Below are 9,930 nucleotides of genomic sequence, written 5' to 3' on the forward strand. Positions count from 1 at the left end.
GAAGCCGAGGAGAGCGTCGTGTCCATAGGCGGCCCAGGGCCGATGATGATACGCGCGGTGGGCCCCGACCCATCCGTGACCAAGCAGAAAATAAAAGCCGGGACTGCGAAACGGATACTTCCGCTCACCCGGCCGTACCGCGTCAGCATAGGTCTGCTGCTGCTCATGACCCTGCTGAACGCCGCCATTGTGGTGGCCACTCCTGTCCTCTTCAAATACCTCATCGACAATGGCATCGCCAAGCACGACTCCGATGTCGTCGTGGGCATCGCCATGGCGGTCGCCGGGCTGGCCGTGTTCGGCGCCCTGCTGGGGCTCGGGGAGGCCTGGTACTCGGCCCGGGTCAGCGAGGGGCTCGTCTACGGGCTCCGCACGAAGGTCTTCGACCACGTCCAGCGTCAGCCGCTGGCGTTCTTCACCCGGGCCCAGACCGGCGCCCTCGTCAGCCGGCTGAACGCGGATGTGGTCGGGGCGCAGCAGGCCCTCACATCGCTGCTGTCCACGGTCGTCTCGGCCGCGCTGACCCTGCTGTTCGTCCTCGTCACGATGTTCTACCTGTCCTGGGTGATCACCCTGATCTCCCTGGTCGTGCTCCCCCTCTTCATCCTGCCCGGCAAGCTCGTCGGGAGCCGGCTCCAGCAGCTCATGCGGTCCCAGATGGAGAAGAACGCCGAGATGGGCGCGCTGATGAACGAGCGCTTCAACGTGACCGGCGCGCTGCTGGCCAAGCTGTACGGCCGGCCGAGCCGCGAGATGCGCCAGTTCTCCGGGCTGGCCGCCAAGGTCCGCGACCTCGGCGTCGTGACCGCCGTCAACGGCAAACTGCTCTTCCTGTCGATGGCCCTCCTCAGCGCACTCGCCACCGCCGTGGTCTACGGCGTCGGCGGACGCCTCGTCATCGACGGCGCCTTCCAGATCGGCACCCTGGTGGCCCTGGCCACGCTGCTCACCCGGCTCTTCGGCCCGATCACCCAACTCTCCAGCGCCCAGTCCAACGTGATCACCGCTGTCGTCAGCTTCGACCGGCTGTTCGAGATCCTCGACCTGAAGCCGCTCATCTCCGAGAAGCCCGACGCCATCCCCCTGCCCCGCAACGGCAGCGCACCGGACATCACCTTCGACGGTGTCTCGTTCTCCTATCCGGCCGCCGCGGACGTCTCGCTCGCCTCCCTCGAACCGATCGCCATGCCGCTGCCGGAACGCGCCAAGAACCAGTGGACCCTGCGCGATCTGAGCTTCCGGCTGCCCGCCGGAAAGCTCACCGCCCTCGTCGGCCCCTCCGGCGCCGGCAAGACCACCATCACGCATCTCGTACCCCGGCTGTACGACCCCGGTGAGGGCACCGTCAGCATCGGCGGGCACAATCTGCGCGATCTCACTCTGGCGTCGCTCTACGACACCATCGGCGTCGTCACCCAGGACGCCCATCTCTTTCACGCCACCATCGGCGACAACCTCCGCTACGCCCGCCCGGAGGCCACCGAGCAGGAGATGATCGACGCCTGCAAGGCCGCCCAGATCTGGGGCCTGATCGAGTCGCTGCCCGACGGCTTCGACACCGTCGTCGGCGACCGCGGCTACCGGCTCTCCGGTGGCGAGAAACAGCGCATCGCCATGGCTCGCCTGCTGCTCAAGGCGCCGCCGGTCGTCGTCCTCGACGAGGCCACCGCGCACCTCGACTCCGAGTCCGAGGCCGCCCTGCAGCGGGCGCTGGAGACCGCGCTCGCGGGCCGCACCTCGCTGGTGATCGCCCACCGGCTGTCCACCATCCGCAATGCCGACCAGATCCTCGTGATCGACGACGGCCGGGTGCAGGAGAGCGGAACCCATGAGGAACTCCTCGCCCTGGACGGCCTCTACGCGGAGCTGTACCGCACCCAGTTCGCCGGCCAGTCGTCGGCCAACGGCCACGCGTCGGTCCCCGAGCCGGTCGGCTCCCGCGGGCCCCACCCGGCCGGTCCGGGAGTCGGCCCCTTCCCGGGCCCGGGTCCCGGTCCTGTCCCCTTTCCGGGGCCGGGCCCCGGCCCCTTTCCGGGCCCGCGGATGATGCCCGGCGGCCCGCCGCCCGGGCACGGCTGAGCACGTAGATCCACACCGCCACCGCGTACAGCAGCAGAGGGAGATGTCCATGCATGGCACGACCGAATCCTGGCGCTCGCTGGGCGAGTTGTTCGACGCGCAGGCGGGGCGGTCACCGGATGCGGTGGCGGTGGTCGGCGAGGGCGGTCTGGAGTGGTCGTACGCGGAGCTGGCCGAGCGGGCGGACCGGGTGGCGGGTGTGCTGGCCGCGCGAGGGGTCCGGCGCGGTGACCTCGTGGCGGTGGTGCTGGACCGGTCCGCCGAGCTGGTGGCGGTGTGGCTGGGCGTGGTGAAGGCCGGGGCGGGGTTTGTGCCGGTGGATCCTGCGTATCCGGCGGAGCGGATCGGGTGGATGGTCGAGGACTCGGCGCCCGTGCTGGCGGTGTGCTCCGAGGAGACGCGGGCGTTGGTCCCGGCCGGGGTGGAGTGCCTGGTCTGGGATCCGTCCGCGGAGGCGGCGCCGGTGCCCACGGCCTTGGTGAGTGCGGACGATGTGGCGTACGTGATCTATACGTCGGGGTCGACGGGCCGTCCCAAGGGCGTGCTCGTGACGCACCGCGGCATCGGGAACATGGCGGCCGCGCAGATCGACCGGTTTGCGGTACGCGCTGATGCGCGCGTGCTGCAGCTGGCGTCGCTGAGCTTCGACGCGGCGGTCTCCGAGATGTGCATGGCCCTGTTGTCGGGCGCCGCCCTGGTGATGGCCGACGCCGACAGGCTGCCGCCGAACGGGTCGTTGACCGGGGCGGTGGCGGAGTTCGGCGTCACGCATGTGACCGTGCCCCCGTCGGTGCTGGCGACGGTGGAGGTGCTTCCGGAGAGCCTGCGCACGCTGGTGGTGGCGGGGGAGGCCTGTGCACCGGCGCTGGTGGAGCGCTGGGCCCCCGGGCGGCGGATGATCAATGGGTACGGTCCGACCGAGGTCACCGTGTGCGCGACGATGAGCGCGCCTCTGGAGCCGTCCGGGTCGGTGCCGATCGGCGGGCCGATCACCAACACGCAGGTGTTCGTGCTGGATGAGCACCTGCGGCCGGTCCCCGAGGGAGTGCTGGGCGAGTTGTACGTCGTGGGCCCGGGGCTCGCGCGTGGCTATCTGGGCCGGCCGGGCCTGACCGCGGAGCGGTTCGTCGCCTGCCCGTTCACGGGTGGCCGGATGTACCGCACCGGCGACCTGGCGAAGTGGACCGCCGAAGACGAGCTGGTCTTCGGCGGCCGCGCCGACGAGCAGGTCAAGGTCCGCGGCTTCCGCGTCGAACCCGGCGAGATCGAGACCGTCCTCACCCGCCACGAGAGCGTCGGCCAGGCGGCGGTGACGGCCCGCGAAGACCGCCCCGGCGACAAGCGGCTCGTCGCCTACGTCGTCCTCGACGGCGCGGCCGATGCCGCCGAGCTGCGCGACCACGTCGCAGCCCACCTGCCGGAGTACATGGTGCCCACCGCGGTCGTCGTGCTGGACGCGCTCCCGGTCACGGTGAACGGCAAGCTCGACCGCGCTGCCCTCCCCGCTCCCGACTTCACCGACGCGGCGGAGGGTCGCGGTCCGGAGACGCCCACCGAGGAGATCCTCTGCCGGCTCTACTGCGAGGTCCTCGGCCTGGAGTGGGTCAGCGCGGAGGCGTCCTTCTTCGAGCTCGGCGGCGACTCCATTCTGACGATGCTGCTGGTGTCGGTCGCCCGGCGCGCCGGGCTGGTGATCGCCCCGTACCAGGTGTTCGACCTCTGGACCCCGGCCCGCCTCGCCACCGTCGCCGAACCGCTGGACGAGGGCGCTGCGACGGGCGACCGGGCGCGGGGCGCCGGGGACCTTCCGCTCTCCCCGGCCATGCACGAACTGCTGGACCACGGGGGGCCCGTGGGGTTCCGGTCGGCCGTGCTGGAAGTGCCGGCCGGGCTGGACCTGGATGCCGCCGCCCGTGCGCTGCAGGCCGTGGTCGATCGCCACGGCGTGCTGCGGGCCCGGCTGGAGACCTCGCCGGAGCGGCGGCTGACCGTACCCGAGGCGGGGTCGGTGTCCGTCCGGCCGTGGACGCGGCGGGTGGCGACGGCAGGCCTGGACGCGGAGGAGCTCCAGCAGGTGCTCGACGCCGAGTCGGCCGCGGCCGGGCGGCGGCTGGACCGGCAGGCCGGGGTGATGGCCCAGGCCGTGTGGTGCGACAACGGGCCAGATGCGCCGGGGCGGCTGCTCGTCGTCGCGGACCGGCTGGTGGTCGATGCGGAGTCCTGGCGGATCCTGCTGCCGGACCTGGCCGCCGCGGTCGCGGGGCGGGAGGCGGCGGTGCCGACGTCGTTCCGCCACTGGACGCAGGCCCTGGCCGCGCAGGCCGGCAGCGCGGAGCGGCGTGCGGAGCTGCCGGCCTGGACCGAACTGCTCGCCGCCGGTGACCCGTTGCTCACGACCCGGCCCGCCGACCCGGCACGCGACGCGGACGCTCCGGTGCGGCACGCCTCCGTACGCATCCCGGCGGAGACCACGGCGGCGCTGCTGACCGGCCTCCCGGCGGCGTTCCACACCGGCGTCGACGCCATCCTGCTGACCGGCCTGACCGCGGCCCTCGCCGCCTGGCGCGACGGCCAGGACCGGGCCGGCGGCTTCCTCCTGGATGTGGCGGCGCCGGACCACGGGCGTAGCGCCCTGGCCGACGGCGCCGATCTCTCCCGCACCGTGGGCTCGTTCGCCCACAGCCACCCCGTCCGGCTCGACACCGGGCCCCTCGACCTCGCGGCGATCCGCGCCGGCGGCCCCGCCACGGGCCGGGCCGTGAAGCAGATCAAGGAACAGCTGCGGGCCATCCCCGGCGACGGACTCGGCTACGGCCTGCTGCGCCATCTCAACCCCGACACCGCCGCCATGCTCGCCGCCCTGCCCGCCCCGCAGCTCGGCTTCGCCGCGCCGGGCGACGACGACCGGCCGCTCACGCACCCGCTCGAAACCGCGGCCCGGGTCGACGGAGCCGAACTCGTCCTCAGCCTGGCCTGGCCCGAGCCCCTCCTCGACGAGCCGGCCGCCCAGCGCCTGCTCGCCGGCTGGGCGCAGATGCTGGCCGGCCTCGCCGCACACGCCGGCGGCGGCCACACGCCGTCCGACTTCCCGCTGGTGACGCTCGACCAGGCCCAGATCGAGGAGCTCGAGGCCGAGGTGCCGGGCGGCCTGGTCGACGTACTGCCGCTGTCACCGCTGCAGGAGGGCCTGCTCTTCCACTCGATGTTCGACGAGCGGGAGCGGGACATCTATGTGGAGCAGAAGGCCCTGGACCTGGAAGGGCCGCTGGACGTACGGGCGTTGCGCGTCACGTGGCAGGCACTCGTCGAGCGGCACGGCAGCCTGCGCACCGGCTTCCGCCAGCTGGTCGGTGTGGACGAGCCCGTCCAGGTGATCACCCGCCAGGTCGCCCTGCCCTGGCGCGAGGTGGACCTGTCGCACCTCACCCCCCAGGCGGCGCGGGACCGGGCGGAGCGGCTGGAGAGCGCGGAGCGGGCCCGCCGCTTCGACCTCGCGGCCCCGCCGCTGGCGCGGATCCTGCTGGTGAAGACGGGCCCCGACCGCTACCGCATGGTCGTCACCCTGCACCACATCGTGCTCGACGGCTGGTCGCTGCGGATCCTCATCCGCGAGCTGTGGGCCGTCTATGCGGCCGGCGGCGACGCCCGCGAGCTGGCGCCGGCCACGCCGTTCGGGGACTATCTGGCCTGGCTGCGCCGCCAGGACCGGAAGGCGGCGCGCGCGGCCTGGCAGCAGGCGCTCGACGGCTTGACCGAGCCGACGACAGTCACCGCGCTCGACCCGAACGCCGAGCCGGTCCTCACCCGCAAGATTCTGGCCGAGACCGGCGACCATCTGGACGGCGCGCTGCGGAAGCTCGCACGCAGCCACGGCGTCACGTTGAACACCGTGCTGCAGGTGGCCTGGGCCCAGGTCGTCGGCAAGCTCACCGGCAGGCGCGACGTGGTGTTCGGCGCCGCCGTGGCCGGCCGTCCGCCGGAGCTGGCGGGGATGGCGGACATGCTGGGGCTGTTCATCAACACGATCCCCGTACGGGTCCGGCTGAACCCAGCCGACTCGATCGCTGACCTGCTCGCCGTGCTGCAGGCCCAGCAGTCGGCGCTCTTCGACCACCAGCACCTCGGCCTCAAGGAGATCCAGCGCGTGGCCGGCCCGGGCGCCACGTTCGACACCCTGATGGCCTTCGAGAACTTCCACGCGGGCGAGACGGGCCCGGCCGCCCCCCTGCAGCTGACCGCCAGCACGACCCGGATGGCGACCACTTTCCCGCTGACGCTGGGGGTGGATCCGGCGGACGAGCTGAAGTTCTGGCTGGACTACCGCCCGGACGCGTTCGACGAGGACGCGGCCCGGGGCGTGGTGGAGCGGTTGGTGCGGGTGCTGGAGCAGATGGCGGCGGACCCGGCGCAGCGGCTGAACGAGGTCGAGGTGCTGAGCCGCGGCGAGCGGGCGCGGGTGCTGGAGGAGTGGAACGCCACCGACCGGGCTGTACCGGTACGGCCGTTGGGTGAGCTCTTCGACGCGCAGGCGGCTGCTTCCCCGGGTGCGGCGGCCGTGGTGGGGGCGGGCGGCCAGGCGTGGTCGTACGCGGAGCTGAGGGAACGGTCCGACCGAGTGGCGGGCGTGCTGGCCGAGCGCGGTGTGGGGCGCGGGGATTTCGTTGCCGTGGTCCTGGAGCGGTCGGCGGACCTGGTGGCCGTGCTCCTGGGGGTGGTGAAGGCCGGTGCGGGGTTCGTGCCGGTGGATCCCGCCTATCCGGGCGAACGGATCGCGTGGATGGTCGAGGACGCGGCGCCGGTGCTGGCGGTCTGCTCCGAGGAGACGCGGGCGCTGGTTCCGGCCGGGGTGGAATGCCTGGTCCGGGATCCGTCCGCGGCGGCGGAGCCGGCTCCGGCGGTCCCGGTGGGCGCCGATGACGTGGCGTACGTGATCTACACCTCGGGCTCGACCGGCCGCCCCAAGGGCGTCGTCGTCTCCCACCGCGGCATCGGGAACCTGGCCGCTGCCCAGGTGGACCGCTTCGGCGTGGGCGCGGAGTCGCGGGTTCTGCAGCTCGCGTCGCTGAGCTTCGACGCCGCGGTCTCCGAGATCTGCATGGCGCTGCTGTCGGGCGCGACTTTGGTGATGGCCGGCGCGGACAGGCTGCCGCCGAAGGCGCCGCTGAGCGAGGCTCTGGCCGAGTTCGGCGTCACGCAAGTGACCGTGCCGCCGTCGGTGCTGGCGACGGTGGAGGAGCTGCCGCCGGGTGTACAGACCTTGGTGGTGGCGGGCGAAGCCTGCGCGCCGGGGCTGGTGGAGCGGTGGGCGCCCGGGCGGCGGATGGTCAACGCGTACGGGCCGACCGAAGTCACCGTCTGCGCGACGATGAGCGCGCCCCTCGACCCGGCCGGGCAGGGCCCGGTGCCGATCGGCCGGCCGATCACCAACGCGAAGGTGTTCGTGCTGGACGCGTTCTTACGGCCCGTGCCCGAGGGCGTGGCGGGTGAGCTGTACGTCGCGGGCCCGGGTCTCGCGCGCGGCTACTTGCGCCGCCCGGGGCTGACGGCGGAACGTTTCGTGGCGTGCCCGTTCACGGGCGGGCGGATGTATCGGACCGGGGACCTCGCGCGGTGGACCGTGGACGGTGAACTGGTCTTCGCGGGCCGGGCGGACGAGCAGGTGAAGATCCGCGGCTTCCGGGTGGAGCCGGGGGAGATCGAGGCCGTGCTCGCTGCTCGCGAGAGCGTGGGCCAGGTTGCGGTGGTCGTACGGGAGGACCGTCCCGGGGACAAGCGGCTCGTCGCCTATGTCGTCCCCGAAGGCGATGCGGACCCGGCCGGGCTGCGGGAGTACGTGGCAGAGCGGTTGCCGGACTACATGGTCCCCGCCGTCGTAATGACCCTCGACTCCCTTCCCATCACGGTGAACGGCAAGCTCGACCGTGCCGCCCTCCCCGCCCCCGACTTCGGCGGCGCCACCGGCCGCGGTCCCGCCACCCCGGCCGAGGAGATCCTCTGCGGCCTGTACTGCGAGGTCCTCGGGCTCGAACGCGTCGGCGCCGAGGTGTCGTTCTTCGACCTCGGCGGCGACTCGATCCTCGCCATGAAGCTCATCGCCCGGATCGGCGCCGTCCTCGACACCGAGCTCAACATCAGCGAGCTTTTCGCGGCGCCGACGGTGGCCGGGGTCGCCCGCCTCGTCGCGGCGGCGGGTGGTACGGCCGCCCGGGCCGCGCTGACGCCGCGGCCCCGGCCGGAGGTGCTGCCGCTCTCGTACGCCCAGCAGCGCATGTGGTTCCTCAACCAGCTGGAGGAGACCAACCCGGGTGCCGCCGTGGTCTACAACCTGCCGCTCGCCCTGCGGCTCTCCGGCGAGCTGGATGTCGCCGCGCTGAAGGCGGCCCTTGGCGATGTCGCCGACCGGCACGAGAGCCTGCGAACGGTCTTTCCGGAGACGGACGGCGAGCCGCGCCAGCACGTGCTGGAGGGCGAGGCGGGCCGGCCGCGGCTGGTGCTCGTGGAAACCAGCGAGGAGCTCCTGGCCGCGGAGCTCGGGGTGCACGCGGACCGCGGCTTCGATGTGACCGTGGATCTGCCGTGGCGGATCCGGCTGCTGAAGACGGGGCCGGCGGAGTATGTGCTGCTGGTCGTGGCGCATCACATCGCGGTCGACGGGTGGTCGATGGGCGTGCTCGCGCGGGATCTGGGGGTGGCTTATGCGGCCCGGCGGGCGGGCGGGGCGCCGGGGTGGGAGCCGCTGCCGGTGCAGTACGCGGATTACGCCCTGTGGCAGCGCGAGGTGCTGGGTGACCTCGACGACCCGAACAGCGTGATCAGTGGTCGGCTCGGCTACTGGCGCGAGGCGCTGGCCGGCGCACCGCAGGAGCTCGCACTGCCGACCGACCGGCCCCGGCCGGCGGTGTCCTCCTTCCGCGGCGGCGAAGTGCCGATCCAGATCACCGCAGAGACCCACGCCCGGCTGCTGGACGTCGCCCGCCGCGGTCGCGCGACGATGTTCATGGTGGTGCACGCCGCCCTCTCCGTGCTGCTCAGCCGGGTGGGTGCGGGCGACGACATCCCCATGGGCGTGCCGATCGCGGGCCGCGGCGACCCGGCGCTGGACGACCTGGCCGGGTTCTTCGTCAACACCCTGGTCGTCCGCGCCGATCTGAGCGCGGACCCGTCCTTCACGGAGCTGCTGGCCCAGGTGCGGACGTCGGACCTGGCCGCGTACGCCCATCAGGACGTGCCCTTCGAACGGGTCGTTGAAGACCTCAACCCGTCCCGCTCGCTCTCCCACAACCCGCTGTTCCAGGTCCTGCTGGCCCTGCAGAGCGTGCCGGCGGCGCAGTGGGCCCTGCCGGGGCTGCGGGTCCGGCAGATACCGGCGGCCGCCCAGGTGCCGGCGCGCTTCGATCTGTCGGTGGACCTGGCCGAGCATCGTGATGAGGCGGGGGCGGCGGCGGGGTTGGGCGGGGCGTTGCTGTATGCGGCGGATCTGTTCGAGGAGGGTACGGCGCGGGCGTTGGTGGAGCGCTTGGTGCGGGTGTTGGAGGCTGTGGCGGCCGATCCGGGGGTGCGGGTCAGCGAGATCGAGGTGCTGGCGGAGGCGGAGCGGGCGCGGGTGGTGGAGGAGTGGAACGCCACCGGGGCCGTGGTGCCGGGCGGGTCGGTCGTGGAGCGTATCGAGGGGCGGGTTGCGGCGGCGCCGGATGCGGTGGCGGTGCGGTGTGGTGAGCAGGTGCTGTCGTACGGGGAGTTGGACCGGCGGGCGAATGGGCTGGCGCGGTTTTTGAACGGTGTGGGGGTGGGGCGGGAGTCGCGGGTTGCGCTGTGTCTGCCGCGGTCGGTGGAGATGGTGGTGGCGGAGCT

The 9,930-nt window shown here is 72.9% G+C and carries 2 protein-coding genes; both read left to right on the top strand.

Going from position 1 to position 9,930, the window contains the following annotated elements; all coding sequences use genetic code 11:
- The first annotated feature begins 42 nt into the window (after positions 1 to 42).
- Positions 43 to 2,079, top strand: a complete 2,037-nt coding sequence (locus ACTWP8_RS32370; RefSeq protein WP_443325647.1) for an ABC transporter ATP-binding protein — start codon at positions 43 to 45, stop codon at positions 2,077 to 2,079.
- Between the two features lie 49 nt (positions 2,080 to 2,128).
- Positions 2,129 to 9,930, top strand: a 7,802-nt coding sequence (locus ACTWP8_RS32375; RefSeq protein WP_443325645.1) for an amino acid adenylation domain-containing protein, incomplete at its 3' end; no start/stop codon positions are given.

Source organism: Streptomyces sp. 7N604 (assembly GCF_052245475.1).
In the GTDB taxonomy this organism is placed as follows: domain Bacteria; phylum Actinomycetota; class Actinomycetes; order Streptomycetales; family Streptomycetaceae; genus Streptomyces.

Excerpts from the sequence above, each read along its gene's own strand:
- ACTWP8_RS32370 (WP_443325647.1), top strand. The coding sequence starts at position 43 with ATGATGATACGCGCGGTGGGCCCCGACCCATCCGTGACCAAGCAGAAA.